This window comes from Vibrio sp. 1F263, from assembly GCF_041439035.1.
In the GTDB taxonomy this organism is placed as follows: domain Bacteria; phylum Pseudomonadota; class Gammaproteobacteria; order Enterobacterales; family Vibrionaceae; genus Vibrio; species Vibrio tasmaniensis_A.
The window spans coordinates 43399-69446 of record NZ_JBGONI010000021.1 but is presented as its reverse complement, the minus strand read 5'-3'; the positions used below and the strand labels follow the sequence as shown (position 1 = coordinate 69446).

The following is a 26048-nucleotide window of genomic DNA, read 5'->3' as shown; positions in this document are numbered from 1 at the left end:
GACCTCAATAATGCCAAACGAATTCGATTTACCTATCCTTTATTCTTTAAGACGCTGCCCTTACGCTATGCGAGGAAGGATGGGCATCGCACTATCACAGCAGAAAGTGTTACTTCGAGAAATTATTACCAAAGATAAGCCTAGCGAACTATTGGCCAGTTCGCCAAAAGGCACTGTTCCAGTATTGGTATTGCCTGATGGTCCAATCATCGAACAGAGCTTAGATGTGATGAACTGGGCGCTTCAACAAAACGATCCTCAAGATCTTCTGCGCTTAAGCAATCCAATACTTAGCGAGCAAGTCCAACAACTCATCAAAACCAACGATGAAGAATTCATTGGTCACTTAGAGAAATACCGCGCTTCAGTGCGTTACCGAAACATCGATGTTGAACAACGTCGACAAGCCTGCGAAGCGTTCATTCGTCAGTTAGAAGCGCTACTCACCGATCAGCCCTACTTTTTTGGAGAAACCCCAAGCTTAGCCGATTTTGCCGTGATGCCGTTTGTTAGCCAGTTCGTAAGAGTCGAGAAGAAGTGGTTTGTGCAATCTGAATATCAGAACGTTGGACGTTGGTTAAGAGCGCACCTTGAAAGTAAGCTCTACACCCAAGTCATGAAGCAATACCCTTTGTGGAATGAAACCAAGCAAGATTGTTTTTTTGGGTAGAATTAAGTCGCTATTAATTGCTGGAGGTAACTATAATTGCTGGAAATAACTCTAAATTGCTGGAGATAACTCTAAATTGCTGGAGATAACCCTAGATTACCGAAGAGCACTATAGATTCCTGGAGATGACTGTAAACAGTTCTAAATAAGCATAGACAGCTCTCTATTGTTATGAAAATCGTGACACTGAATCACAAGCGATGCTATTGATGGCATATTAGATATCAACGAAAATCGCATTTCACTCAATCACAACGTTAGTTTGAAATGCGCTATGCCAAAAAACAAAGTAAACACATTCAACACACCTAGCCCCGATTTTAAAGGGTTCGCGAAAGTTTCACTGTTAGTGGCCTTCTCGCTTGCCCTTTCAGGCTGTAGCGCGAAAAACAAAGCAACCAACACAAGCCCATCTGCTGCGCAGCAGAATCAAACCTACACAGCGAAAAGCTTCAATAAACCCAATAGCAAAGTTACGTTGATCCTCTCTTTTTCTGGTGGCGGCACACGTGCGGCTGCGCTCTCGTATGGTGTGCTGCAAGCATTGCGCGACACCAACATCCAAGTAAATGGTGAAACGGTCAATCTGTTAGAAGAAGTCGATATGATCAGTTCGGTATCCGGTGGCAGCTTTACCGCCGCGTATTATGGTTTGTATGGTGACCAAATATTCGAAGATTATGAAGAAACGTTCCTTTATCACGAAGTCTCAAAAGATCTGTTCTCCATCCTTTTATCTCCGACTTATTGGTTCTCGTACGCCACCAGAACAGACAAAGCCACCGACTATTACAAAGCCAACATCTTCGGTGAAAGTACATTTGCCGACATGCACCGAGAAGATGCACCCTACATTGTCATTAACGCGACCGACATTTCAACGGGTTCGCGTTTTTCATTCACACAAGAGTATTTTGACCTCATATGTTCAGACTTGAACAGCTATTCAGTGTCCAGTTCGGTGACGGCTTCTTCTGCTGTGCCTTTCGTTTTCACACCTGTGGTACTAGAAAACAAAAATGACTGTGATAAATCAGAGCATTTACAACCCTCGTTTGAGGCCACAAGTTACCGCAACCGAAATCTGATCAAGTCGTTAAAGTCATATAGCAATAAGGATGATGTGAGTTATCTCCACCTTGTGGATGGCGGAATTACTGACAACCTCGGTTTGCTATCGGTATATGAGATGTCTGAATACTTGCGTTACAACGACAACGAAGAGTTGAAAAACTTGTACGACAACCAACACGCGCGCCCTATTGTCATCATTTCGGTTGATGCATCGACGACGCCAGAATCTGGCATTGGAGAGTCGATTGAAGCACCTTCCATGAAACAAACGGTGGATGTCATCACCGATATACAGTTGCATCGCTACAACGATACAACAAAAGATTTGATCGTTGACGAGTTGCAATCTTGGCAAGAACTGGCCTCTCATCAAGGTCGTAAGGTTTCACCCTACTTCATTGAGATCAGCTTGAATAAATCAGACAACAGCGCAAAGCGATATTTGCTCAATCAAATTCCGACGGACTTTATGATAGACAAAGAAAACGTCGACCTATTGATTGAAGAAGGTAACAAACAACTTGTTGCCGATCCGGAATTCCGAAACTTCTTATCATTTGAACGCAACAAATAATGCTAATCTAGTTGCTTATTAAAGCGCAATTTGGCAACTAAAGTTACGTCATAACTTCACCTTTACAAGGATCACTATGGAATTTGAAAACAACATCTTACATCTCGGGTCATTCTTTGCAGTGACCATGGGGATCGTGGTTCTATTTGTCGGACGAAGGCTGAATCAAGTCATCGGTTTTTTGAAAGAGTTCAGTATCCCTGAACCTGTCTCTGGTGGGATTTTGGCATCGCTTCTGTTCGCGGTTTTATACGCGACGACCTCAATCGAAGTGCAGTTTGATCTGTTTGCCCGCGATGTATTATTGGTCTACTTCTTTACCACGATTGGTATTAACTCAAGTTTGAAAGACCTGTTCAAAGGCGGAAAGCCCTTGGTCATTTTGCTAGCAATCACTATCTTCTTCATGATCATGCAGAACATCGTCGGTATTTCTGTCGCATCAATGTTTAGCCTAGAGCCTGTCTTTGGTCTACTCAGCGGAAGTATTTCACTGATTGGCGGACATGGCACCGCGATTGCTTGGGCACCCAAGGTTGCAGAAGAATTCGGCCTAGAAAGCGCAATGGAAATTGGTATCGCCAGTGCAACGTTCGGGCTGATTTTAGCCAGCCTTATGGGCGGTCCTATTGCAAAGTTTCTCATCAAGCGTCATAACCTCAAACCTACCGATGAGCAATCAGGCTCAATCGATTCAAAGGCCAAAAAGCAACAACAAGCTCTCACATCATTTCAATTTTTGGACGCCGTATTAGCGATCCATATTTGTGTCATTGTCGGCGCGTTGCTTAATGAATTGATCAGTCAAACAGGATTACAACTTCCACTGTTCGTATCGTGTTTGTTTGCGGGTATCGTGACCACCAACGTAATGCCAGACTCCTACCCAAGAATCTCGGGCGCAAAATGGCCGACACGCTCGCCCGCTATCGACTTAATTGCTGAAATCTCCCTGGGTACATTTTTGGCGATGTCATTAATGAGCATGCAGCTTTGGACGCTCATTGACTTGGCGGGTCCTATCTTCGCGATTTTGGCAATGCAGCTGCTACTGGCCGTGATAATCAATATCTTCATCGTGTTCCCATCAATGGGTAAGACCTATGATGCGGCTGTTGTATGTGCTGGGTTCGGAGGGATTTCGTTAGGTTCAACACCGACAGCCATGGCAAACATGTCGGCAGTAAGTCAGAAGTATGGGCATTCAGCACAAGCCTTCATCATCGTGCCATTGGTATGCGCGTTCTTCATTGATTTAGCGAACGCCCTGATTATTCCTTACTTCATGAGAATGATGTAGCTGACCTTTGTTAAGACGGTACACCACAATTTGTAAAAGCGGTGTACCGCAATTTATTAGGCGGTGTACCCCAATAAAAAGAGCCGCTCGTACAGAGCGGCTCTTTTGCTAATGACTCAATTTGACTATCACTAACGACAACCCAAAGCTTATTGAATCGCTATCGAAATCTCGACTTCAGTTTCGCCTTTGTAGAATTCAAAGTCTGTCGTGTAAGTTCGAACATGTGGGCAATCCGCTGCGTTGAAATACGCCCACACTTCACCCCATAGGTCGATCACTGCTTGAGGGAGTTCACCTTCAGCAGAAAACGTTAAGTATTTGCCTGCTTGTATTTCGGTTTCTACAAGCGCATCTAAATTGTTATCGGTAAGTGCGCTAGTACAAGCGATGACATCAAATTCACCCGTAAAGTCTGACTCGTAGTTGGTGTAGACACCATACACTTTTGAATCCGGCGTTAATTTTGGAAACGCTTGGTCAAAAAAGCCCTGCCACAATTGCCCTATCTTGGCTTTGTCTGGGTCAATCTCATCGGTATTAGTGGTTCTTACTGAAAAACCATACGCCTTTACGGCTTCAATCGTTTCTACTTTCATTCGTTTTATTCCTAAGCCAATTGACGATCTAACTGTATTGAATCCAATGTTTTGTAAGATAACAATACTAATCTTGTATCTCTTTATGGCCACACTTTTCACAGACAAGGTGACGAGAAAACTCATCCATTGACGCGATAAACGGGCCAAGGAACCAACCTTTGATCATGCCTGCCCAAAACTCACTTCGCTTTTGGTTAGGTTTGTCTACAAACGCACTCGTCTTTCTGACCAACACAACAACGTGTTGTGTGTCTTCTCTGCACGCGGTGCAATAGCATTGTTCTATGGTGTTATTCATTTGAAAGCCTATGACGTTTTGAATGAAATCTGCTGAAAATGAGGATTGTCGACACAGACTTCTAGTGTGGAAAGATCAGTGAGTACGACAAGTTGTTCTACACCTTGAATACTGACCTTAATGCACTCTTCACGGCTATCATTGCGTTGAGTATCTAATCCGACACATTCAATCTGCTCGCCAGACTTCAGCGTTAATTTGATTGGGTATCGGTGCATACACACAATCTCAATATAATCGTAATCGTTGCAACTAATCATAATACCCCTCCAATTCATCCACCACGCTAATGCGACACGCCATACTATGCAATATGCATATAATCAATCATTTACCCAAATCACATTGATGTTCGTCCGAAACTAAACTTGCTTCTAAACCTACTTCTAAACTTAGCTTAATCCAGCTTAACCCATTCACGTTTCTTCTACTCACGCCTGCTTATTCTTTCATTGTTAAATAATAATCGAGAACAAAACAATGAAAACCATGAACCATTTACACGTGTTAGCTTTTTTAGGCTTAGTCGCTTCAATGATGACGTTTAATGCAAGTGCCGCCTCAGAAATCGATGCGAGGCACTTTGCCAATGGCAAAGCCAAATACACGCAGCTTTGTCGGGTGTGTCATGGCGACAAAGGACACGGTGATGGCCCCACTGCCGCTTCATTGCCACACAAGCCCGCCAATATCGCTAATAAACTAGGAGGCTTTTTTACCAGTCCAAGTTCTTTGGCGGATGACATTTTAGAAGGTAACGTAGAACAAGGTATGCCAGCATGGCAAGGTGTTATCACAAAGCAAGACGCGTTAGATGTCTTGTCATATATAGATTCAATTCAGTAAATTTTCACTTGTTTGAGCATTCTTGTATAAACACCATGAGGGGCTACATTGTCACGCGTGGCTATATCGGGGACTGCGATTACTTGATCGCTTTCCAATAATGATAAAGCCCGTTGATATCTGAAGAGCACATCAACGACATCGCGCCTTTGATCTGTTCTTCGCTCCACTCCCACCATTTCATTTCTAACAACTGAGCAATCTCAGTGTCATCGAATCGATAACGGATATGACGTGCAGGGTTTGAACCGACAATCGAGTATGGCGCTACATCTTTGGTCACAACCGCTCTACTCGCGATAATCGCCCCGTCACCAACCTTAACACCACTCATGATCATCGCTTCTGTACCGATCCACACATCATTACCAATCACAGTATCGCCAGAGCGTTCAAAGCCGTCGATCGCACCTTCAAACTTCTCGTCGTCTTGATAGAAAAACGGGAAAGTGCTGACCCACTGATTTTGGTGGCCTTGGTTTCCCGCCATCATAAATACGGCACCTGAACCAATCGAGCAATAACTGCCGATGATCAACTTGTCGATGTCTGTTCTATCCGGTAATAGGTAACGCGCACAGTCATCAAAGCTGTGGTTATGGTAGTAACCCGAGTAATAGCTGTGCTCACCCACGATGATGTTTGGGTTGGTCACTTGTTCTTTCAGTGACTTTCCGACAAACGGACTTTCAAAATAGTTTTTCATGTTTGTACTCTTAGTTTCGTTCTTTTAGTTAGGTACTTGTGTTGCGTGTTGATGGTATTAACTTGTTTATCTTAGTGCAAAGGCCAACGTGCCCTACCGACCGCCTGCAATATCAATAAACGAGCCGGTGACATACGAAGCCTCGTCCGATAATAACCATGCGATAGAGTTAGCGACTTCTTCTGGCGTGCCACCTCGTTGTAACGGTAGCTGCGAAGCGAGTCTGTCTACGCGATCAGGCTCTCCGCCATCTGCGTGCATCTCAGTATAAATACAACCTGGCCTTACGCCATTCACTCGGATATTACGTGAAGCCAATTCAAGCGATAAGCCTTTAGTGAGTGAATCCATCGCACCTTTCGATGCTGCGTAATCCACGTACTCAAACGGTGCGCCCGTTCGCGAAGCCGCAGACGATACATTCACAATCGAACCCGCACCGTCAGCTTGTTTGATAAAGGCTTTACTGCAAAGGAAGCAGCTTGATACGTTCGATTTCATCACCTTTTCAAAGCGATCCAATTCGATGTCAACCAAAGGTGACTGAGTAAACAAAATCCCGGCATTATTGACCAAGTGAGTCACCGGACCTAGCTTGTTACGAGCAATCTCGAATAAGGATTTCACGTCCGATTCAACAGACACGTCCGCTCGAACACTAATAGCGGTTCCACCTTGTTCACGAATATCATTAACTAGCTCTTCCGCTCGCGACTCATTGTGTATGAAGTTAACGCATACGGCATAACCTTTACTGGCCAATAATTTAGACGTCGCTGCGCCAATACCTCGGCTTCCGCCCGTTACAATCACTACCTTGCTCAATGAAACCTCCTAATGCCACTTGTTTGTTATAACCTGATTTTTCGATGAAACCTGATCGTTCGATATAACCTGATTATTCGATACGACCTGGGTTTTCGTTACAAACTGATCGTATCGATACAAACTAATTTTTCGATACAACCTGAACCCACTGCGATCGCCAAGCCGGCGCTTCGAATGGGTCTGGCCAAAACTCAGTTTGCTTTTGAATTAAGCCATCAACCACTGTGTGAAAGGTAATCACACGATCGTTTAATACACTATCAGTTACTGACACATCCGTGACTACCGTGTCACCCTCACAAACAATCGAATTGAGAGTGAATTCCCAAACACCATTGGCTGGGTATTCAGCATTGACTGCCGTGAAGTTGTCGCGCCCTACCGTCAATTCAGACGACTGCGGCCAATAGCCTTCAAAATCTGTGGCTAGCCATTCACTCGCCTTTGCAAAATCATTACTGCGCATTGCATCCCAAAATCCTAATACCACTTGTTTTGGTGTCATTATTCTTCCTTAAAGTCATTTACGTGTGGTGATTTTTAAACGTCTGCTTCGTTATGTGTACGTTAGCTTTCTATACGTACTTAGTTTTCTATGCGTACTTGCCGATGATCGTTAAAAGATCATCAACACTGTTAGCAATGTAGTCCGGCTTGGTTTGCCAATTTTCAGGCTCAGATCGGCTATAACCTGCGGCTACGGCAATCACTTTTGCGTTCTTACCCAGTGCTACTTCAATATTGCGAGCAAACTGTGTATCCGCTTCATGGTCACCGATATACATCAAACACAGTTCTTTAGAGTGAGCTTCACCAAATATGTTCTCAACACACTTCATGCCGCCAAACGGATGCGGTTTTTGATTACCATTCGATACATCGTCATAGCCAACAACTGACTTAAACACCTCACCGATACCGTAGCTATCGAGTACAGTTCGAATATTCAATTGAGAGTTTTGCGAGCAAATCCCATGAGGAAGGTGCGCGAACTGACTGATCACGGTTTCCATTCCCTCAAACAAGGCTACGGGAGTTTGATTTTGCTCTTGATGCTCTGCCCACATACCACCAGCGATCAACATTTCATCATGAGACATCCCATAATAGTCAACATACAAGGCTTGCCAGTTTTTAGCACCGTGGTTGGCTTCGTGATAGAGCGCTTCACTCAACAAATATCTGGGTAAATTATCACCTGACAAATGTGGTGCGACCACAGAGATAATGTCTTTGGTTATTGCGATATTTTTTGGAACTGAATTGACTAAGGTTCCATCATAATCCCACAGTATGGCATCTAATTTCATACACTATCTCTTTGTTTAAATTGGCCATTTGAATTTATCACTCTACCCCCTATTGAGGAAAATTTTATTGTTTCTAATTTGAAATATAACCCGGAACAAGCAAAAAATTGAGAGGTTGCGGTGCGTAGAATCGTTATACGAGAATAACTAAACAAGCTTTGCTCACATAACCGCTTTATCAATTGCAATATATCAGTATAATCCCCCGCTCTATAACGCTATCCAGCATTGGAATAGCGTCATCCAAAATTTTAACGAGTACCCAATGTCGAAACTATTTTTCAAAGGCCGTATTGAAACAAGACAAAATCACGTTCTTGCAGGCTACAACGTAAACCGCGATGTTAAAGTGGGTACTGAAGAGTCACCAGTCAACGTAACGGTTCAAACTGACGCTCGCAAAACTGAAGTAGAAGCAATCGCTGCTGAACATTCAATCTTCGTGACTGTATCTGTGGATGCAGAGAATGAAGAAAACACGCTTGAGTTCGACACGTTGCTAAACAAGCCAAAAACAATGACGTTTGAAAAGACCCCTAACCGTAACGACCCATGTTCTTGCGGCAGCGGTAAGAAATACAAGAAGTGTTGCGCATAAGCACTTCTGATTCATGCTACTCATAGTGTGATTAAGATGATTGATTAAAACGGGCAGATCACTACGATCTGCCCGTTTTTTTTATGTCCAGAGTTGCTCTTTTGGAAATATATTAGCTTTTAGAGAACATTAGCTTTTAGAGAAAAATAGCTTTTGCTCAACCATGATAAATCAACCAACATGCTGGTGAACTATTGGGTTATTTCGCTTTAGCCACTGTCGCTTCTGACAACTTACTTAGTACACCCGATATTTTTTGAATCACTTTGTCACAGCCATTGATCGCGTGACGCTCTACCAAGTAATTAGGATCGTTGTAAGACAACCATACTTTCTTATTGGAATCTTCCGTGACTAACACCTTCTGCGGTAAATCTATCGCGACTTCTTGAGCACATTGCATTAATGGTGTCCCTACTTTCGGGTTACCAAAGATGATTACTTCGGTTGGTCTCAATTCAAGATCGACCTTACTCGCGTTTTTCTGATGGTCGATTCTCGCAAACAAGGTCAATCCTTTGCTTTTGGCGATTTCTTCAAAGCGGTCAGCGGTCTCTTTCACTGAGTAATTACTTTGATATTTAATCAAACCATCAGAAGCCGTAGCTGAAAATGATGCCGAGAGTAAAATGGCGCATAGTGGTAGTAATTTTTTCATCGTCACCTCTGAGATTTAACCTAATCAAACTTACATTCGTAGCGCCACTTCTAAAATCAGCGACGTAACCCATGTCAGTATAGACACGTTTCCATCCTCAATTTGCAGAGAGGATCACTTTTCTAATGCGTCTTATTATCATCAGTTGAGATAGGAATTGTTTCAAAAGCTAAACACATGATCAGTGCCACGACTTAGTCCCACACTTTTCACACTGGTATTCGTAATCACTGTCGACATAAAAACCGGGAACATTATGGTCACCTTTAAACAATAACGTCATCAGGTACTCCATCAACACGCCTAGTTTCCATTGTTTCTTTTCAGATTCAGCTTCCGCTTTAGATTGAGCATCGGAAGCGTTAACAGCAAGGTGCGGGGTAAGTGCGTTGCACTGCTCACAGTGATAAGGGTGTTTAATATATTTATTATCAAGCATTTATATAAGCCATCTAGCATTTATAAAGTTGATGAATACTAACAACTTATCACTCGGTTCTCGAACTCATTGTTGTCCTTTAGAGTTTTATTAGAAAGAAATGAGACACGAGATAATACCATGTGCCATGTATCTACTTTTATTGGCATTGCGCAGAACAAAAAGAGTAACCGTGTATCGTTTGAAATTTAGTTAAGCGCTTTAATTAGAACCGTGTATTTCCACAGGTTTGCTTCATCTTCTCCGAGCTCGATACTTGCTTCTCCACCCTCTTTATCAAGAATAAAAACAGGCATCTGTCCGCTAGACTCTCCATTTTCATAATCGCATGACATTTTGGCTTCCAGTAGAATAGCGTTAGCTTCATGCTTAGAAAGAACACCCGAATAAATGCATTCTTCAGTTTGAGATGAGACTTCCTGTCCGAAAGAGTCGAACTTAAAGGTTGGGAAGTTGAGTTTTGATTCAGAATCCTCGACAGTGATCGACACTTGGTAATCGATAGCTTCAATATTGTTATCGGTTGCAAATACACAACCGGAAACGCCAAGTAACAATACAGCTAAAGCAGTGGTTTTCATGTGGTTCTTATTCCTTTAACAATGGGCTTGCTACTCTGAAGTAACACTATGAATTCCCGGGTTTAATTTAAACGTTGTTAGGTGAAACTTGTTTGCCATTACTTGGCAAGATAGCTAACTTTTACTTTAATAGCCCTTTGTCCGCAGCACCTTCAAGCTGCACTTCTAGTTCTTTCCATAGAGCACGACTGCCTTTAGAAATACGCTCGCCATTAAAGGTCAGTACTTTATCTTTAGATATGTTGTGCTTTTTCCAGCTATGACCCCCACCATGGATGTTATGAAGCAAAGGCGGCACTCTATCGATCGCCTTACCAAACTTGGCTTCCGGTGACTCACCCGCTTCAAACTCGAGCCATAATTCCAAATACTCGTTTCTTGAATGGCTCGGCAATGATTTCAGCAAGCGCTCAACGCAGTTTCTCTCTTTGAGCTTATTTTCTTCGGTCTCACTGGCATAAATGATGGTGTCTCCTGCATCGATTTCCCCAAGGTCATGTATCAGTAACATCTTCATCACTCGCGTAATATCTATTTGTTCATTGGCATAGTCTTTCAACATAAGAGCGCTCAAACAGACGTGCCAACTGTGCTCAGCGGAGTTTTCATATCGATCCAATCCAACCGGTTTTGTCTGTCGATGAACATCCTTTAATTGTTCAATTTCGACCATGAATTGCAGAATGCCTTTGATTTCTTCCACGATGAGCTTCCTTAACTTAAGTTGATGATTTATCCGAGCTGAGGGTTAAAAGAGCGACAAAGGGTCGTTACTCCCAACAAACCGACATTTTGTAATACGCAACGCCCGATTTTTCAAATTCAGAGCCTTCGACAGCCATACCAAACTTTTGATAAAAACCTAAAGCCGTTGTGCGCGCATCGCACCAAAAATATTGGATGTTTAATTCTTTGAGGTTAGAGATTGCATGATCAATCACGTTTGAACCGATTCCCTGCCCTTGGAATTCAGGCAGCGTGGCAAACTTTCTCAGCCTCGCTTCATTGCCTTGGATATAGATAGACGCGACACAAACCAACTGCTCACCAACAAACGCGCCGTAATGCGTTGCTTGTTCGTCATCTGGCACCATACAAAACGACATCGGTTTATCAGGCCAAAGCACTTGATGCCTAACCGGAAGTACCTCCGTCGCTGAAAGCTGTTTTATTTCCATATTCTCGGTTTAAACTCCCGACTTGATGACCCTTGTTGTAATTGCAGAGATTGTGATTGTTATTACTAAACTTGGTAAGTCATTAAATGATAACGCTCTAATCCCTCTCCTTTTGTGAATGAGATAACAAAGCCTTGCGACTGATAAAAGCCAATGGCGTTTTCATTAGCAGTCAGACACTTCAAAGTCAGATCAGTGTAATGTTGTTTGCAGGTATTGAGTAAAGCAGAGCCTCCCCCAGAACGTAGCGTTCTCGGGCAAACATAGAGGTGATGGATGAAACTCTCAGGTTCCCAAATAGAGGCAAAACCTAAAACCTTATTGCCAGAAACGGCGACCCATATTTCTTCACCTTCTGTATCTAATTCGAAATCGGACAACTTAAAAGTGTCGGCATCAGCCCAATGAAAGGTGTCCTGTCTTGATTCTAGATAGAGCGCCTGTAAGGCGGTTAAATACTTGGGTTGATACCTTGTGACTTCCATGTCGCTCCTGCCAATCCGTATGACTAGAATTAAGGTTGTGGGCTAAGCTTTTCTACCTGTTAGCCATAGGGTGTTCAGGGTTTAACTGAAGCAGATCCCACAAGTTACCGTAAAGATCTTCAAACACAGCAACGGTACCGTAACCTTGCTCTTTAGGCTCTCGGACAAAGTTAATGCCCAAAGACGTCATGCGTTCGTAATCACGCCAGAAGTCATCGGTGTTTAAGAATAGGAATACGCGTCCACCAGCTTGGTTACCGATGAAATCGTGTTGCTCTGGCTTGGAAGCTCTAGCAAGTAACAGGCTCACACCGGTTGAATTTGGTGGAGCAACAACAACCCAGCGTTTATCTTCTTCTGGTATATACGTGTCTTCGATGAGATCAAACTTAAGCTTGTTTACATAAAAATCAAGCGCTTCATCGTAGTCTTTTACCACGAGTGCAATGTGGACAATATTCTGTTTCATAACATACCTTGTTGGGGTTTTAGCTACGTGGAATGATGCCATGAAGCAGGCAAAGACACTAGGTGTTAACACTTAGTTTGGTGTTATGGTTAAAACAGTCCTAAGAGTACTCATGTTTTAGTTGCTAGCAAAGCACCGCAAGTCGCCAAAAAGCCACCTGATAACCTGTTCAATAGCATCTTTGCTGAGCGCCCTTGAAATACAAAACGAGCTTTAGAGGCAGTGCAAGCATAGAGACTCAATACTCCACCTACAGCTACAGTTGAAATCACCAAAATCATCATCACATCTGTTGTGGTAAATGTTTTTAGGTCTATGAATGCGGGAAAGAAACCCATGTAAAACAAAATCGCCTTTGGGTTTGAAACTGTCATCAATAACCCGATAATCACGCTTGAAGCTTTCATTCCTTGCTCCGAAGATGTACTCGATGATTCACTAACATCTGACGTCCATGTTGTGTAAGCCAACCAAAACAAATAGGCAACGCCTACATATTTAATTACCGTAGCAAATTCACCCATTGCGCTAGCTAAAGCCGATAAACCAGACAAAGCTAAGAATATAAAAATGTAATCCGCGATTAGTACGCCAAGCACCACTAACAAGCCTTGTTTCCAACCAAAGCTTAGAGACCTCGACAGAACTGCGAGAACGCTGGGGCCCGGTATGGCTGCAGATAGTAACATCGCAACAAATAGAGCTATTCCTGATGTAATTGACATAATCCCTCCCTAGATCGTTTGTCGTTCGACAATTAACCTGTTTCATGTAACTAAGCGATTTGACCGCGCATGATAAATTGCGGGCCTGCTGCGCCACCTAAATACTGTTCATTGGTATCTTCGAAGCCGCCTTTGTTATAACAGTTGAATGCTGCCGGATTTTTGCAATTCACAGTTAAGTAAATCGACTGATACGCTGAGTAATTCGCTTTTAAATATGGAAACAAAGCTTTGACCGTGCCCGTTCCTAAACCTTTACCTTGCTGGTTTCTATCAAGCACAAAAGCTCTTAAGCCAATACTTCCTTCAGGGCAGAATTCGTAGTGCTCTGCGTAAGCGATATCCAGCTTAAAGAAACCCACAACTTCGTTATCAGACTTAATCACGTGCAAGTGCGTCGTTTCACTGCCGTCTAATAAAAACTCTGCAGCTGTGCCAGCGAACTTGACCTGTTCGTCGGCGAGTTGGATGGCCTGAACTAACGCCACATGGGATTCTTCAAGCCTTTCAATAGTTATCATTGTTGTTCCTTCTGTATAACACGCACGAAAAACCGACTAAAGTTCATCGCTAGTGTCTCGAGAACCGTAGTTTGGGAAGTTGATATTAAGAACGTTATCATCCTCAAGTGTGAATAGAACGCTTCCATTCTCGACACCAGTTTCGTTCCTATCTGAACAACCTAGAAACAGATCCCAATCAAACGAATATTGAAGGCGGTATTGATTCGCATTGATGTGTAGAACGTCTTTGATTTTAATACCGTCCACCACGTGTGCCATATCATCGATGTATGACAGGTCTGGGATTAACTTTTCTTCGAAATCACTCTTATGCTCGGTTAAGAAATTGAGCAGCTCAGAACATAACTCGGAGCCTTGAATCAATGGTTTAGACAGACTAAAAAACAACATTTCTAAATACTCCAAGGATTGTTTTGATATTGGGAAGATGCGCGCGAACCTGTTACAAATTAACGCTCAGCCAACACTAACCTTTAAGGCTAAACGTTACTATTATCCGAGCTATTAAACGAGTACATTCGAACTTCATCTCGAGGAAACCAGCCCAATTTTTCGTAAAACTGTTGAGCGTTGATGTTGTCGTTATAGACAAACAAGTGGGTCTTCGGGATGCCTAACCCTGCAAGTGCATTGACCGCCTCTGCGACAAGCCTACAACCTAACTTTTGTCCTCTAAAGTTGGCCGAGACAGCTAAATGTTGTAAATACCCACGACGTCCATCCGTTCCTACTAACACAGCGGCAATGATCTCGTTGTTACTTTCAGCCACAAAACTCAGACCAGGGTTACGATCTAAATAGCTCGCAATGCTTTCTTTCGAATCGGCATCGCGAATACTCATGCCTTCTGTCTGGCACCACAACGCGATCACTGAGTCGTAGTCTGAAATTGCCATTTCCCGAATGTTGACCACTCTACTCTCCTTGTTTATACGGGTACTTAGTTAGCCGTGTTTCTCGTAATAAATGAGTAGCTAATAATACTTATGTGTTAACGAATATCTTGGCAGAACCTAAAGAGATAACCGTCAGGAGTTTGAACGATGAACTGCTTCTGAGTCGCGATCGAACCCCCACATTGATAAGACTTCGACTCTAACGCTAAGTAAATAGAATCAGCGGCGCTTTCGTTAACTCTCTGATAAAGTGGTTCGATATCGATAACATCCCATTGAAAGTTAACGCCACGCCCTAAAGGAAATTCCAGGTCACCTGAAAGCCATTTTCGACTTTTGCCCGCAATCCCTTCAAGCATCACATCAACACCATCAAGCGTTAGATAAACAAACTCTTCATCTGGGCGCTCGTATTTCACTTCAAATCCCAACACATCGACAAAGAAGGATTGGCTCACATTAATATCGAAACAATAAAGCTCAGGAACTACTCGGAATGTCATCATTGATCCTTTAGTCATTCAATTAAAGATATGAGGAGAATCTGTTTTACTAAGCTAGCTTCCCAAGGATGACCGGATCGCTCAACAGATTCGTCAGAGGAAGAAACAATGGCTCAGGTAACTCATCTAGCTTAAACCATTTCCATTGCTTACATTTATCAGGTTCTGTCACCTGCGGTTCGCCGCTAGCGTCAGAAGCAACAACAAACAGCGTAATATAGTGCTTGTTCTCTTTCTCAAAAATATCATTGGTAAAAGTGAGCTTTTCAAATCCACTAACAACTAGGCCTGTCTCTTCAAGTGTTTCACGTTTGGCACACTCTTCAATGCTCTCACCCCATTCAAGGTGTCCGCCCGGCGTTGCCCACGTATGAGCCCCATGAGAACCAATTCGCTCTCCAAGTAGTACTCGTCCTTCACGTAGAATAACCGCAGCGACACCTACTCTTACTTCATGACTCACTTAAAACTCCTTAATTCTTACCAAGTGACAAACGTACAGCTAAGTGACTAACAATTCTGAGATTGCGTTCAAACTTGCCCCTAACGCCAAGCCGAGTTAAATACCAAATGTTGAGAATCATCTCGTAAAGCTCTATCGATCAATCCCAAAGGAACACTTTTACTTGCTGCCATCGGGCCTTATAACCAGCCGTCATTTTGTTGTAGTTCGCTTCTGTCATTGCTCGCTTATTCGGTTTAATCAGCATATCAAACGCGTCCTCTACACCGTATGGTGCAAACAACTTGATATCTCCTGAATCATCCAGAGTAAACCCGATAGCAAACGCAGAAAGCCAAGACTCGATACCTTGTTCAACACGATCGTATGGTTGAATCAAGCAACCGAACTTCTTAGCGTAATGCTCATGGATGGTCGCTTGGTTCTTTACATCCACGTCGACATGATGACTTAACCGCGAACGAATGCGGTTTTTGAATTCGTCCTCAGTGAGGGCTGAAGCATTATTGAAATAGACAACATCGAAGTCTTTAACTTGGTCTAGAAGCGGTTTGTTTTCGATATCATTCCAGATGATTTGAGTGATAGCACCGCCTGCAATATAGAAGTTTGGCAAGCCCACCTCACGACATACGTTGGCTGTTTCGATTAACTCAGGAACTTGTTGAATGAGGTTCTTTAGTTTTTGTTTATTCATCGCTCTCTTTTTATCTGTTCACGAATCGCACATTGCCCAACGGAAATAAGGTCTTTGATCATCCATTCGCTCAACCTCTGCACCCAACCTTTTGTAGAAATCATGCGCTTTCTTATTATGTGGACTTGCCGTCCATGAGATGTGAGAGACATATGATGACTCCGCTTGTGACTTTAAAGCCAACATAAGTTCACGGCCATACCCTTTTGATCTTTGATTTCCTGTAACCAATAGGTCGTCAAGCCAGATTGATGGCTCTCCACTGAAGGATGAATATCGATAGTGATACAGTGCGAAGCCAAAAGGCTCACAATTCCGTTCCAATATTAATGCATGGGCAAATGCGTAATCACCAAATAGTGTACGTTCGATTTTCTCTATAGTTGTCGAGATTTCACCACTAAACCCTTTCATACTCCGGTCAAAGTCAGCTTTTTGTTCAATAAACTCTAACAAGACACTTGAGTCTTCTTTCGTCGCAGTCCTTACGATCACTCTCTTCTCCATGGATGAATTTATTCGTTGTCGCCTAACACCTGTTAATTGATGCAAAATGCCACGCGTTACAAATCAACTTGCTGCACCAATTAAGATTTTTGTTTCGCAGACGTTATTGCTTGGGCTATTTTGGCCCTATGGTTTATTTCCCACTCAGCGAGTGTTAATGACGCCTCTTTACTTGCTTTCTGTGAAGCTATTAAAAACACTTCGTCTTTTCTGGATTTAGGAATAACGACAATACCTTCTGCATCAGCAACAATGATATCTCCCGTAGAGACCTTTGCTCCCCCGCAAGTGATTGGAGCGCCCAATTCAGAATAGACCTCTTTCTTTCCCGGAACTGGATGAACACCTTTCGCAAAAACTGGAAACTTTATATCTGAAATTTCAGTCAAATCTCGAATGACACCATCAATAATAAAGCCTTTAATACCTCGACTCTTCGCGACTGCGCATACATTACCGCCGGCTACGGCATATTCGCTATCAACTCCATCCACTACAATGATGGAACCTTCTGGTGCTTCGTATATGGCTGAATGAAGCATTAAATTATCACCAGACGTTAACTGGACAGTAAACGCTTCTCCACAAATTCGTGGCATTCCCTGCCAAAGAGGACCAATACTAAAATTAATAAAGTGGTCGTTACTTAGTATGTTTCCGTAATCGGTTGTCGCAAGTTTTGAAAAGTCTGACTTCATATTTTCACTCCATGTTTGAACTAATCCTCACGCCAAACAAAGGTGTGACGCACGCTTGTCATTCAATGATATAGAGCTAACTCAAAGATAACGTTGACCTCGGACTCAGCTCTACAAAAAGATCTATTCCTGCGACTCGGTAGCTTCACATCTGTTGCGAAAGGAAATTATTGTGACGCTACCGATTAACTTAAGTACAGACGCCGGAGAGACTAAACTCAACTAAAAGTACCGAGGGTTGGGAATCAGAAATAAGCACTCAACTATATGTAATTTCCAATATATTCGCTAATTGACTCAGTAGCCTCAAACGAATAACTAATTGGAAGTGTAAGGTTCATCTTCTCGACTTCTACAGCTAACGAACCGTTTTCTACCTCAAACTCTTCCCAACGGATCTTTCTTACTTTTGTTACAGCTTTTGCAGCTAGTAAGAGTCGAGCGAACTCTGCAGGACTATAGCCTTGCGTCTCAGCAATAAAATGCTGCTTTTCTAAGGTTCGGCCTTGCGCCAAAAGTAGATAGAACTTCGCAATGTCGTAGACATGAACATATTGGTTATAGCCGATAGACGGCACACCTACTTGAATCGTTTGGCTAGCGAAAGATTCTACAATTCGTTTTAGCTGACAATCCTCACCGCCATAAACCAAACTAGGACAGTAAACGACGTGCCACCTGTTTCTAATAGCGCTATGTATCGTTTCTACGTCTAATCTAACGGCGTCTAAGGGTTTCAGTCTAAACTGTCTCAAATCAGCGCTAGAGGCGTTGCCAAATAGCCAAACACCTGATGTATGTATCTTTGTTGCGCCTTTAGCAGCAAGTAGGTCTAACTCAGAGAGCAATTCCTGCTCCACATCGGCAATTTCATGTGCGGAGAATTGTGACCAATGTGGACGCGCACAATTCACAACCACGTCAAAGAAGCCTTCATAGTCAGCTCTATCTTTTATTAACCCAACTAAAGGAGGAGTGACGACTTTGTCTCTACCGTATGTAAAAACTTCAAAGCCACTTTTTGTGAATAGCGATGTAACGTGACGACCAATGTATCCACTAGCCCCCGCAATTAGTACTTTCGTTATTCCCTTATTCTCTCCATTACACATAACCAATGACATGCATCTCCCTTTGAAGAAACATTCTTCAATATGCGATCAGCCAATACACTCTTGGCATTTATGTGTTGATCGCGTTAACAAGCCCCTTTGATTCCAAAAAGTATTGTGATGTGAATAGTTAGATATCAACCTTTTCTGTGAGCCTTGCTTTCAATTTTATGCCCAACTTAATGTGGGCTTTGGGTTGAACCATTGGCTCTAAGCCAAACTGCTTTCTTGTATTATTCAATAACAAAGGCGGTAACTTTTCTTCACAGTACATGGCGTATTTTTCAAAGTACAGTCTCGAGTATGCACCATCAGCGATATCAAAAGGTTCATCAAGTTGAAGTCGCTTATGTTTAACCCAACCTTCGAGTGAATACCAACATGATAGATATAAAGGCCCCCAAAGATTCAGAAAATGCTTTTTTGATACCAAATCATGAGTAGCAAAGTACCCCATTCTCTGCAACGCGACACTTACAGCTTGAGCTGCTTGTAGTTCTTCTTTGCTCCATGTCGATACATAATCCACACTAACGTCACTAGTTACCTGACTATAAGGCTCTCTTTTGTGAGCGTCTGTCACCAACCTAATCGCAGGTTTTAATGCTGACATCTCTTCCATCGCCCAATTCAACAATTCGGCGTTACGACTTCGGGTCGATTCCTCAATAGATTTCGAACCTTGTTTCAGTCCAACCAGTAAGACGAAAGTTAAAATAACCATGACCATGTCCATTACACCGGAGACACCACTCCAATCAAACTCATGGAGCTTTACTGTCACTTCTTTTGAAATGTCTATTGCTGATGAAATTGTTAGAAATAAAGACGCAACAAACACCGATAGTAAGACAATGTTTAATATTATTTTTCTCATAACCTTCGTCCAAAAATTTTGTATACCAAATCAATACTTTGCTAAATAGTAACCTAAGTAATTACCAACATTAAGTAACTCTTTTTACCAGTCAAAAACCGTACGTAGTTGATGCCAAAAATGGTGAGCTATACTTATAAGAGAACATGGTTCACTCAGATAAGCATAATTGGATAGACGAGTTATCGCCGCTTTAAGTGGCTGACATAGCAACCACCTAACCTCAACCATTGTACCGAAAACACTAAAGTTGATTCGAACTGGAAATGCCAATCGTTTAGCATCATGCTGATATAGATAATAAGCGCTTGTTATGTGCTTTCTATTGAGGGCTATCTCCTGGGTTATCACGATACCAGGCTTCGAGCAGTTCCCGACCATAGATAACTTCTGTTTGCATATGCATATAAAGAAGGAATACAGCCAATAGAAAACTAACGCCGTTCAACCACCTTAATGCTTGTTTACGCTCTGCATCATAGAAAAACATACTGACACCAACAAGGCAGAAAGGATAACAACCTATAAGAAGTAACAACCAGCCAAGGTAGCTTGATATTGCCATATCTGTCATTTCTGCCCCCCTAAGAGCCGTTAGAAAACTCAGTGTACTTTAGAGTAACCATTCAACTATTAGCAGTTCACACAATCGAGTTTCGAGTCACTTCAAATTGGGGGTTGATGCTGGGACGTTAAGCGTGAGCAACACCTAACCGAAACCATTACACTGCAAACACAAAACTCGACGCAACTGAAAATACCGAGTGTTGGGAATTAGTCTTAAGCCAACAAAAACTAAGTGCTACTCTCCACTTTCAAAGTGGGCAAATACTTCTGCACCAGTCATATTTTGTGTTTCATTTTTAAATTCGTAGTATTCGGGCTTTTCATCGATGAATATCTGATGAGTTAACTTGTAGTCATCCCCAGACATCAATAAACCGACAGGAAGGTGATACTGATTATTTGGCACCAGAAAGTAAAACAAGTGAGTACCACATTTACCGCAGAACCCTCTCTCAGCCCAATCGGATGACTTATATCTCACTACATTTGATTCACCTGATATTTTGACAGAATCAGCGCAATCAATGGCTAACATCGGACCGCCAGACCAATTTCTACACATACTACAATGACAAGCCCCCAATTCATTACTGGCGTACTCTACTTCCAACTTAACCGAGCCACATAGGCACTTTCCTTTACCTTTCATAAATCCTCCAATCTTTGCAATGTGTGTAAAATGAATAGCAGATAACGCTTTTTATACCGATGACTTAATAAGAAAGGCTATTTTTGATTTCCCTTCTCCGACAGATACGCGGCATACTTTTTAGAGATCCATTTATGAATATGAAGCCCTGTTTTACGAACAAGATACCAATCTATAGCAACTAAAATCACCAAACCGATTACAGTTCCCATTATAAAACCTCCATGCTCATTGAATTGTCACTCTAGCAAATAGGACAGAAAAGCACCGTGAACCTAGACATACTATCAATGCAAGTTGGATGAATCAGCGCGACCTGATGTTTTCAGCCACACGCCACAACACACCACTTGGGTCGGTGATACAAAACTCAAGCATTCCCCAAGGCTGTTCAACAACCTCGGAAACGGTAACTTCAAATTCCGACACTACATTAGAGTTCTGGATGTGTTGATACCAACTTTTTACGTCTTCAACCAGCAAGTGCATCATGTAATTGTGACAGTGCGCAGGTTCATAAAAGTTTTGCAAAAGGAAGGCGCAACTTCCGTGTCGTAGATAGGCGATATCGTGAAATTCAGACATCACTTCGAAGCCGATTGACTGGTAAAAACGCTTAGATAAATCGAAGTCTTTCGCGGGCACGAAAGACTTAATTTCTGAGACTTTGAGATTTTCCATCCTACATCCTTATAGTGTTGATATTCTGGCCCTGACACGCTTAACGCTTTAAGTGGTTACGGCGTTTATTCAGAGCTCTTGTTCAGAGTCTTGCTGAAATGAGTCAACTTCGTCTTTAGTTAGATAACGCCACTGGCCTGCTTCAACATCTAAACGTACATCGCCAATCTGTTCACGGTGAAGGCCAACAACTCGGTTACCTACTACGGCAAACATTCGTTTTACTTGATGAAACTTACCTTCTGTAATGGTCAACAGCACTTCTTTACTGGTAATCACTTCGAGCTCTGCCGGACGCGTCGGTTTTTGTTCGCCCTGTAATTGAATGCCCGCTTTGAACTTATCAGCGACATCGTCTTTGATATCTCGTGACAATGTCACGCGATATACCTTCTTACATGACTTGGTGGGCAGCGTGATATTGAATGACCATCGCCCATCATCGGTAATCAAAACTAAGCCAGTAGTGTCTGCATCTAAGCGCCCTGCGATGTGCAGTTCTGATGCTTTTTCTATCTCGATGTAGTTGAACAGTGAAGGATAAACTTCATCGACATTAGAGCAGATAGTACCCGCAGGCTTGTGCATTAGGAGGTATCGAAATTCTCGCAACTTAAGCGGCGTGCCATTTAACAAGATGGTATTGCTTTCATGAACCTGAGTCGATTCATCGGTGACCGTCTCGCTGTTTACGTTCACCTCGCCATTATGGATGCGTTCAATCGCTTCAGGCTTGGTTAGGTCAGTGCTTTTACATAGATATTTATCAAGGCGCATTAATCGTCGGCACCACATTTTGCGCATGGCTTATAAGTACGTTCGCCTTGAGCAATCACCACATAGTCTCGAACGCAGTTATCACATAGCGCCAATTTTGGGTAAGCGTCTTTCTGTTTCTTTGCGTTGATGTCGCCTTCGGTGGTGTATACGGTTCTCATTTTTATGCCTTGTTTTAATAACTTGCTAGGCGCAAATTGTATCACTGTTTACAGCCTTGTTTGGAGTGGTGTTAGGTAGTTAAAGTAATATTAAGTACTTCTATTTTAGGCTCCCTTTCCGAAACAGTTTAATCATGAACAACAAAGTCAACGTGCCACGCCTATCAGTGGTAAAATGATAAAAGCTCACCAACCAATGAAGTCACTAATGAAAAATTGTAATCAATGCGGGAAATGCTGTATCAAATACGGAGATGGTGACCTTGCCGCAACGCAAGAAGAGATCGATTTGTGGGAGCTGTTCAACCCAGATATCTTTGAATATGTTCGAGGAAGCGAGATATGGTTTGACCCTGAATCTGGCGAACGTTTAACTCGCTGCCCTTTTCTAGAGCTGGTTCCGACGAAAGACACCAAGGCTCAAGCCAAGTACACATGCAGCATCTACTTAGACCGACCAGAAGATTGCAGACACTATCCAAGCCTGATTAATGAGATGGTACGAGATGAGTGTGAAATGATTGAGGTGGTAGATTTACAAGACACGAAGAAAGCTCAAAGGAAACTCGACCTGTTGATGAAAGACAGCCGCCCTTCAAGCTATTCGTAAGCGATGATCTTTTGAAGTTCAATCTTCAGCATGAGCTAATATCAGCTAAAACCTTAAGCCAAATACTGGTTCGCTTCTAACCAATCAAGCGCAACCAGCGCCGCCAATGAACATACCGCTTTGTCGTTGCCATCCACAAACTTAAGCTCTTCAATTTCGGCATCTGGAGACAGTTCGCCCGTATAATCAGCAAGATAACAAGTCAATTGCACCGATACGCCTTCCGCTTTTCCATCAGCTTGGCCTGTAAACGTCTCAACGTATTTGATGGAATCAGGCACTAAATCAACTGAGATCTCTTCTTTGATTTCGCGAACCAGTGCTTGTTCGTCACTTTCGCCAGCTTCACGCTTACCACCCGGTAGGTAGAACAGTTCTTTGCCTTTTGATCTCACCATCAACAACTTGCCGTCTTTGATGAATATCCAAGCCAGCTTATCAATTACCTTATTCATGTTCTTAGACCTTGTTATTTAAACAATTTGTTATTTCCGAACACTAACGAACTTTAAACCGTTAAACAATAACGAATGTGAACAAGTAGCAAAGAAAACAAAAATGCCGATTGAAGTTGCTATAAGTGGAATTCCAAACGGCACAACTAGTCGCTTAACGCTAACTTAGTTAAAAGCAACTGAACGATGCTTACATCGGTAAACATCAGCGGAAATTGAAGTCGGATTTGACCCGTCTGTCGCTATAATATTCGTAATATGGTAGCGATTTCCACCTCGCATAAATACTTCATTGGCTAGCTCTGTGTACACTGACTTAGGATTAGTTTCTTGCACTACGTGGCTGCCAATAACGTTACAAGCTGTGTTTTCAATCTCAGCAAAAGCAATAGGCTTAACTTCATGAGCACCTGGCAATAATTGAACTACTCCCGATGGCTTCACTTGATATGAAGTCGTCGGACAAAGATAAAATTCTGCAACTACACTGCTTGGTCGTCCACGGCGAGTATCAAGCACATCCGCTATTCGATAACGATTTCCGCCGGACATATATGCTTGGTTTTTGAGAGCCGGAATCACGTTATTTGGATGGGAATCTTCAAGTGTATAAGTATCGATCATTGTACAATTTAAGTTATGTACAGCAATTTCAGATATCTGACCGACAGACATGGCTTCTTTCATAACAGGAATTTTTCGCGTTACACAAGCATTCAACGCAACTAAAGCAATAAGAGCTACAACAACTTTATTCATATTAATTTATTCAAAAAAAGAACGCATAGTACAAACGTAAACTGTTGCTTTGAAACAATATATTTGTATCGTTACGACTAAAATAGCCAATCATAAGCTATAGAACCGTGACGGTTAACCACAACATCTCAACCATCACGTTAATCACTCGTAATAATCAAACCGCTAATCGACTAGCCACTTAAGCGCTGAGTCATGGTCTTCGAATGACTTAATCTCACCAGACACAAACCAGCTCCCTACTTTTGAAGCGAATTCTTGCCAGCTTTTATCACCATAAATCGCGATTTTGTCTATCTTCGAATTGAGCTCTAATCCCAGTTTGAAATCATCCCAAGCAGCACGCAACTCCCAACCCGTTAAGGTGGAGATGTCGACCAGCATCTTGAGTTCAGATGAATCGAGTTCTTCTAGCGTGGTATTTAGAATTGGCATCATCGCTTGATAGTCATCGTGTGTGAGTTTGCCTTTCGCTTTAAACACAACAATGGTTTCACCGCTAAGACGTTCAATGCCAACCGATATTCCATGACGTTCGATACTCATAACCTAGCCCTCATAGTAGAAACTAGAGTTAGCTTAGAAGATTAAACAGCAAAGAGATGAGAGGTTGGCGTCAAAACAGACATGCATCCAAACGAGTTTTAAATACTGATATTTTAACAGCGCTTAATCGCAACAACCGAATAAGTGTGCCAATGCTTCATCCTACCCAGCGACGTGAGTGCTTGTTCGTCTCGCTCATGGAATCGTACTATCTCAAAGTCGTTGAATAAGCTAAGTACTTTGGCTTTTGTTAACGGCGTTGTTGGGGTTCGATAGCCATGTGCCCAACTGTCATCGACGCCCATGAAATCGCCCGCGAACACGCCTCCCACTTCAAGACAGTTTTCAATATTGTGCCAAACCTCGACAAAACGGGTTGGCTCAGCAAAAAACAGACTCGAATTGGCAATCACTACGCCAGATTTCGGGTAATCATAGTGTTCAAATCCACTTTCAGATATCTCGACCAAAGATTTGCGACCAAAACGATCCCGACATAGTGCAATCGAATCAGGATTAACGTCGAAGCCATACACTTGATACGCTTGCTGTTCTAAAAAGGCGATGTCACTACCTGTTCCACAACCACAATCAATCGCAACATTTAAGCCTGACTCATTCAGTTTAATTGCGTACTCAGTTCTCTTTAAATGAGGTTTGCTTAGTGCCTTTTGGTAATACTGACGCCAGATCTCAGAGTGATCATCCATGGTACTTCTCCAACAGTTCGCTTAGGGATTGAACTTGCATGACATTCGGATGCCCTGACTTAAGATCAGCGCCCTCCGTGTTCAACCACACCGCTTTCAAACCCGCTTCAAGTGCTGGGTAAATGTCTTTGTCTAAGGTGTCACCCACCATGGTGATATCTTGTGGTGCTACACCGAGTTTGGAAATGATGGCAGGATAAAAGCCCGAATCGAACTTAGAAAAGCCAATGCTCGCCTTACAAAAGTAACCCAATATATATTGAGAAAGGCCAACACGCTCAAAGGCTCGAATGATGTCGTCTTTACTGGAATCACCAGCGTTGGTGGCAACATAAACTTGTTGAGTTTTCGATAGATCAGCAAGTAATGCGCGAGCACCACTCACTTCTTGTACGGTTTCCCAGTCACACATCTTCCCTTGTGCGTCTGGGAAATCGACCATCAGCGTATTGCCCCAGTCGAATAAGACTATTTCTGTTAATTCGATTAGCTTTGTCATCTTGCCTCCTGCATAC

41 protein-coding genes are annotated in these 26048 nt (G+C 42.6%); 6 read left to right on the top strand and 35 right to left on the bottom strand.

Annotation, left to right across the window (positions count from 1 at the left end; genetic code table 11):
• The first annotated feature begins 10 nt into the window (after nt 1–10).
• From ACED25_RS14340 to gltS, 3 genes are all read left to right on the top strand, one after another.
• Nucleotides 11–670 carry a glutathione S-transferase gene (locus ACED25_RS14340; RefSeq protein ID WP_371695506.1) on the top strand — a complete coding sequence of 220 codons (660 nt, stop codon included), beginning with the start codon at nt 11–13 and terminating at the stop codon, nt 668–670.
• A 274-nt stretch (nt 671–944) separates the two neighbouring features.
• A complete protein-coding gene (locus ACED25_RS14335; RefSeq protein WP_371695505.1) occupies nt 945–2318 on the top strand; it encodes a patatin-like phospholipase family protein in 1374 nt (457 codons plus the stop codon).
• A gap of 76 nt (nt 2319–2394) precedes the next feature.
• Nucleotides 2395–3618: a sodium/glutamate symporter gene (gene gltS, locus ACED25_RS14330; RefSeq protein WP_371695504.1), complete on the top strand. Its 1224-nt coding sequence runs from the start codon at nt 2395–2397 to the stop codon at nt 3616–3618.
• 149 nt (nt 3619–3767) lie between these two features.
• Here gltS and ACED25_RS14325 read toward each other — a convergent pair whose 3' ends face one another.
• The 3 genes from ACED25_RS14325 to ACED25_RS14315 form a co-directional block, all read right to left on the bottom strand.
• Nucleotides 3768–4217: a GyrI-like domain-containing protein gene (locus tag ACED25_RS14325; RefSeq protein ID WP_102494651.1), complete on the bottom strand. Its 450-nt coding sequence runs from the start codon at nt 4215–4217 to the stop codon at nt 3768–3770.
• Between the two features lie 67 nt (nt 4218–4284).
• Nucleotides 4285–4518 carry a hypothetical protein gene (locus ACED25_RS14320; RefSeq protein ID WP_102494652.1) on the bottom strand — a complete coding sequence of 78 codons (234 nt, stop codon included), beginning with the start codon at nt 4516–4518 and terminating at the stop codon, nt 4285–4287.
• Nucleotides 4519–4526: 8 nt separating this feature from the next.
• A complete protein-coding gene (locus ACED25_RS14315; RefSeq protein ID WP_004733849.1) occupies nt 4527–4778 on the bottom strand; it encodes a Rho-binding antiterminator in 252 nt (83 codons plus the stop codon).
• 220 nt (nt 4779–4998) lie between these two features.
• Here ACED25_RS14315 and ACED25_RS14310 point away from each other — a divergent pair, with 220 nt between their 5' ends.
• Complete coding sequence (locus ACED25_RS14310; protein ID WP_102258491.1) at nt 4999–5364, top strand: cytochrome c; 366 nt, start codon at nt 4999–5001, stop codon at nt 5362–5364.
• 79 nt (nt 5365–5443) lie between these two features.
• Here ACED25_RS14310 and catB read toward each other — a convergent pair whose 3' ends face one another.
• The 4 genes from catB to ACED25_RS14290 form a co-directional block, all read right to left on the bottom strand.
• Complete coding sequence (gene catB / locus ACED25_RS14305) at nt 5444–6070, bottom strand: type B chloramphenicol O-acetyltransferase (RefSeq protein ID WP_017099903.1); 627 nt, start codon at nt 6068–6070, stop codon at nt 5444–5446.
• 93 nt (nt 6071–6163) lie between these two features.
• Nucleotides 6164–6895, bottom strand: a complete 732-nt coding sequence (locus tag ACED25_RS14300; protein ID WP_102539351.1) for a glucose 1-dehydrogenase — start codon at nt 6893–6895, stop codon at nt 6164–6166.
• Between the two features lie 124 nt (nt 6896–7019).
• Entirely contained in the window at nt 7020–7403 is a 384-nt protein-coding gene (locus tag ACED25_RS14295) for a nuclear transport factor 2 family protein (RefSeq protein WP_371695503.1), read from the bottom strand.
• An 88-nt stretch (nt 7404–7491) separates the two neighbouring features.
• Nucleotides 7492–8208: an HAD family hydrolase gene (locus tag ACED25_RS14290; protein WP_371695502.1), complete on the bottom strand. Its 717-nt coding sequence runs from the start codon at nt 8206–8208 to the stop codon at nt 7492–7494.
• A gap of 265 nt (nt 8209–8473) precedes the next feature.
• Between ACED25_RS14290 and ACED25_RS14285 the strand changes: the two genes are divergently transcribed.
• Entirely contained in the window at nt 8474–8806 is a 333-nt protein-coding gene (locus ACED25_RS14285; protein ID WP_371695501.1) for a PBPRA1643 family SWIM/SEC-C metal-binding motif protein, read from the top strand.
• 199 nt (nt 8807–9005) lie between these two features.
• On the opposite strand, the gene ACED25_RS14280 is transcribed toward ACED25_RS14285, so the two are convergent.
• The 23 genes from ACED25_RS14280 to ACED25_RS14170 form a co-directional block, all read right to left on the bottom strand.
• Nucleotides 9006–9464 (bottom strand): DUF302 domain-containing protein, encoded by a 459-nt coding sequence (locus ACED25_RS14280; RefSeq protein WP_009846817.1) that lies wholly within the window; start codon nt 9462–9464, stop codon nt 9006–9008.
• A gap of 181 nt (nt 9465–9645) precedes the next feature.
• Nucleotides 9646–9903, bottom strand: a complete 258-nt coding sequence (locus ACED25_RS14275; protein WP_009846818.1) for a hypothetical protein — start codon at nt 9901–9903, stop codon at nt 9646–9648.
• 188 nt (nt 9904–10091) lie between these two features.
• Entirely contained in the window at nt 10092–10484 is a 393-nt protein-coding gene (locus tag ACED25_RS14270) for a hypothetical protein (protein ID WP_102248895.1), read from the bottom strand.
• Nucleotides 10485–10605: 121 nt separating this feature from the next.
• Nucleotides 10606–11187 (bottom strand): HD domain-containing protein, encoded by a 582-nt coding sequence (locus ACED25_RS14265; protein ID WP_371695500.1) that lies wholly within the window; start codon nt 11185–11187, stop codon nt 10606–10608.
• Between the two features lie 67 nt (nt 11188–11254).
• A complete protein-coding gene (locus tag ACED25_RS14260; RefSeq protein ID WP_371695499.1) occupies nt 11255–11662 on the bottom strand; it encodes a GNAT family N-acetyltransferase in 408 nt (135 codons plus the stop codon).
• A 65-nt stretch (nt 11663–11727) separates the two neighbouring features.
• Nucleotides 11728–12147, bottom strand: coding sequence for a GNAT family N-acetyltransferase (locus tag ACED25_RS14255; protein ID WP_371695498.1), 420 nt, complete (start codon nt 12145–12147; stop codon nt 11728–11730).
• Nucleotides 12148–12199: 52 nt separating this feature from the next.
• Nucleotides 12200–12616, bottom strand: a complete 417-nt coding sequence (locus ACED25_RS14250) for a VOC family protein (protein ID WP_029223184.1) — start codon at nt 12614–12616, stop codon at nt 12200–12202.
• A 110-nt stretch (nt 12617–12726) separates the two neighbouring features.
• On the bottom strand, nt 12727–13341 hold the full coding sequence (locus tag ACED25_RS14245; RefSeq protein ID WP_009846822.1) for a LysE family translocator: 615 nt from the start codon (nt 13339–13341) through the stop codon (nt 12727–12729).
• 50 nt (nt 13342–13391) lie between these two features.
• Nucleotides 13392–13862: a GNAT family N-acetyltransferase gene (locus ACED25_RS14240; protein WP_132761877.1), complete on the bottom strand. Its 471-nt coding sequence runs from the start codon at nt 13860–13862 to the stop codon at nt 13392–13394.
• Between the two features lie 36 nt (nt 13863–13898).
• Nucleotides 13899–14255, bottom strand: a complete 357-nt coding sequence (locus tag ACED25_RS14235) for a hypothetical protein (protein ID WP_371695497.1) — start codon at nt 14253–14255, stop codon at nt 13899–13901.
• Between the two features lie 89 nt (nt 14256–14344).
• Nucleotides 14345–14779, bottom strand: coding sequence for a GNAT family N-acetyltransferase (locus ACED25_RS14230; RefSeq protein ID WP_371695496.1), 435 nt, complete (start codon nt 14777–14779; stop codon nt 14345–14347).
• 77 nt (nt 14780–14856) lie between these two features.
• Nucleotides 14857–15264: a bleomycin resistance protein gene (locus ACED25_RS14225; protein WP_371695495.1), complete on the bottom strand. Its 408-nt coding sequence runs from the start codon at nt 15262–15264 to the stop codon at nt 14857–14859.
• A gap of 49 nt (nt 15265–15313) precedes the next feature.
• Complete coding sequence (locus ACED25_RS14220; protein ID WP_371695494.1) at nt 15314–15727, bottom strand: NUDIX hydrolase; 414 nt, start codon at nt 15725–15727, stop codon at nt 15314–15316.
• Nucleotides 15728–15866: 139 nt separating this feature from the next.
• The gene (locus tag ACED25_RS14215; protein WP_017104351.1) at nt 15867–16424 is read right to left on the bottom strand and encodes a nucleotidyltransferase family protein; all 558 of its coding nucleotides are present in this window, start codon (nt 16422–16424) and stop codon (nt 15867–15869) included.
• Between the two features lie 18 nt (nt 16425–16442).
• On the bottom strand, nt 16443–16931 hold the full coding sequence (locus ACED25_RS14210) for an N-acetyltransferase family protein (protein ID WP_371695493.1): 489 nt from the start codon (nt 16929–16931) through the stop codon (nt 16443–16445).
• Nucleotides 16932–17011: 80 nt separating this feature from the next.
• Nucleotides 17012–17629: an RraA family protein gene (locus tag ACED25_RS14205; RefSeq protein WP_371695492.1), complete on the bottom strand. Its 618-nt coding sequence runs from the start codon at nt 17627–17629 to the stop codon at nt 17012–17014.
• A gap of 263 nt (nt 17630–17892) precedes the next feature.
• On the bottom strand, nt 17893–18753 hold the full coding sequence (locus ACED25_RS14200) for an NAD(P)-dependent oxidoreductase (RefSeq protein WP_017061793.1): 861 nt from the start codon (nt 18751–18753) through the stop codon (nt 17893–17895).
• Nucleotides 18754–18871: 118 nt separating this feature from the next.
• Entirely contained in the window at nt 18872–19618 is a 747-nt protein-coding gene (locus ACED25_RS14195) for a hypothetical protein (RefSeq protein WP_017061792.1), read from the bottom strand.
• Between the two features lie 322 nt (nt 19619–19940).
• Nucleotides 19941–20192 carry a hypothetical protein gene (locus tag ACED25_RS14190; RefSeq protein WP_009846834.1) on the bottom strand — a complete coding sequence of 84 codons (252 nt, stop codon included), beginning with the start codon at nt 20190–20192 and terminating at the stop codon, nt 19941–19943.
• Nucleotides 20193–20420: 228 nt separating this feature from the next.
• Nucleotides 20421–20834 (bottom strand): GFA family protein, encoded by a 414-nt coding sequence (locus ACED25_RS14185; protein WP_012604033.1) that lies wholly within the window; start codon nt 20832–20834, stop codon nt 20421–20423.
• Nucleotides 20835–21140: 306 nt separating this feature from the next.
• Nucleotides 21141–21515: a VOC family protein gene (locus tag ACED25_RS14180; RefSeq protein WP_017099885.1), complete on the bottom strand. Its 375-nt coding sequence runs from the start codon at nt 21513–21515 to the stop codon at nt 21141–21143.
• Between the two features lie 69 nt (nt 21516–21584).
• The gene (locus tag ACED25_RS14175) at nt 21585–22319 is read right to left on the bottom strand and encodes a pseudouridine synthase (protein WP_371695490.1); all 735 of its coding nucleotides are present in this window, start codon (nt 22317–22319) and stop codon (nt 21585–21587) included.
• Complete coding sequence (locus ACED25_RS14170; RefSeq protein ID WP_012604036.1) at nt 22292–22453, bottom strand: hypothetical protein; 162 nt, start codon at nt 22451–22453, stop codon at nt 22292–22294. The genes ACED25_RS14175 and ACED25_RS14170 overlap by 28 nt, the downstream gene beginning before the upstream one ends.
• Before the next feature lie 208 nt (nt 22454–22661).
• Here ACED25_RS14170 and ACED25_RS14165 point away from each other — a divergent pair, with 208 nt between their 5' ends.
• Nucleotides 22662–23063 (top strand): YkgJ family cysteine cluster protein, encoded by a 402-nt coding sequence (locus ACED25_RS14165; protein ID WP_004733901.1) that lies wholly within the window; start codon nt 22662–22664, stop codon nt 23061–23063.
• Between the two features lie 53 nt (nt 23064–23116).
• On the opposite strand, the gene ACED25_RS14160 is transcribed toward ACED25_RS14165, so the two are convergent.
• From ACED25_RS14160 to ACED25_RS14140, 5 genes are all read right to left on the bottom strand, one after another.
• Nucleotides 23117–23518: an NUDIX domain-containing protein gene (locus ACED25_RS14160; RefSeq protein ID WP_137002088.1), complete on the bottom strand. Its 402-nt coding sequence runs from the start codon at nt 23516–23518 to the stop codon at nt 23117–23119.
• A gap of 165 nt (nt 23519–23683) precedes the next feature.
• The gene (locus ACED25_RS14155) at nt 23684–24277 is read right to left on the bottom strand and encodes a DUF1471 domain-containing protein (protein WP_135381708.1); all 594 of its coding nucleotides are present in this window, start codon (nt 24275–24277) and stop codon (nt 23684–23686) included.
• A gap of 165 nt (nt 24278–24442) precedes the next feature.
• Nucleotides 24443–24823 carry an STAS/SEC14 domain-containing protein gene (locus tag ACED25_RS14150; RefSeq protein ID WP_371695489.1) on the bottom strand — a complete coding sequence of 127 codons (381 nt, stop codon included), beginning with the start codon at nt 24821–24823 and terminating at the stop codon, nt 24443–24445.
• A 113-nt stretch (nt 24824–24936) separates the two neighbouring features.
• Nucleotides 24937–25533: a class I SAM-dependent methyltransferase gene (locus ACED25_RS14145; RefSeq protein ID WP_371695488.1), complete on the bottom strand. Its 597-nt coding sequence runs from the start codon at nt 25531–25533 to the stop codon at nt 24937–24939.
• Complete coding sequence (locus ACED25_RS14140; RefSeq protein ID WP_029223189.1) at nt 25526–26032, bottom strand: HAD family hydrolase; 507 nt, start codon at nt 26030–26032, stop codon at nt 25526–25528. Before ACED25_RS14140 ends, ACED25_RS14145 begins: the two co-directional genes overlap by 8 nt.
• Nucleotides 26033–26048: the final 16 nt, after the last annotated feature.